Source organism: Peribacillus sp. SIMBA_075 (assembly GCF_046534585.1).
The window spans coordinates 1-842 of the sequence record NZ_JAWRYN010000100.1; the positions used below are offsets into that span (position 1 = coordinate 1).

Here is an 842-nt window from a genome sequence, read left to right on the forward strand (position 1 = left end):
TACAGTTCAAAGTACGCCGATATATACCAAAGGTCTACTGGTTAGTTGTCATTATGGTTAGTATATTTGGCACAATGGCTGCAGATGTGGTTCGTGTTGGACTGGGCATACCCTACATCGTTTCAACCATTTTCTTTATAGTGGCACTCGCCGTCGTTCTCATAGCTTGGTATTCTAAAGAAAAAACTCTGTCCGTACACAGCATTTTCACCCGTCGCCGCGAGATCTTTTACTGGATCACCGTACTGGTTACATTCGCACTCGGTACCGCAGCAGGGGATATGACCGCATCAAGCATGCACTTGGGCTACTTCTCTTCAGGTTTATTATTTACTTTCTTGCTTGTTATTCCAGCTTTGGGTTACCGATTATTTGGTCTTAATGAAATTTTTGCTTTCTGGTTCGCTTATATCATGACGCGTCCAGTAGGTGCCTCGTTCTCGGATTGGTTAGCAGCGTCACATAGCCACGGTGGTCTGGGGATAGACAAAGGTATAGTGAGCCTTGTTTTACTGATCTTTATTATCCTCCTAGTCATCTTTCGGGGAGGCTCACCCGCAAAAGGCGTAGAATTTAACGATGAAAAGGAAAGAGCATCTTAGTAATTATATGCTGTACCCTGGATGGGTACCCTAATGTAGAGTGAGAGAAATAAATTTAAGTTGTGGGAAACCACTTTAAAGAAAGGAAATTATATATGCGAGAAAACCAAAATAAAATGAAAATTTTAGCTTTGAAAAAAAGATTGATCAAAAGGTCCTCTTGAACCCCCATATTAGCGTAAATAAAAAGAATCCATTTTGAACAATCTTTTTTCAAAATGGATTCTTTTCTTGTGATTT

General features: G+C 40.1%; 2 protein-coding genes. One reads left to right on the forward strand and one right to left on the reverse strand.

The features are described 5' to 3' along the window. Positions 1-602: COG4705 family protein (locus SB775_RS27315; RefSeq protein WP_410864268.1), on the forward strand; the 602-nt coding region annotated here is incomplete at its 5' end. 55 nt (positions 603-657) lie between these two features. On the opposite strand, the gene SB775_RS27320 is transcribed toward SB775_RS27315, so the two are convergent. Then, positions 658-842 (reverse strand): hypothetical protein (locus tag SB775_RS27320; protein WP_410864270.1); only part of this gene is annotated, 185 nt, incomplete at its 5' end.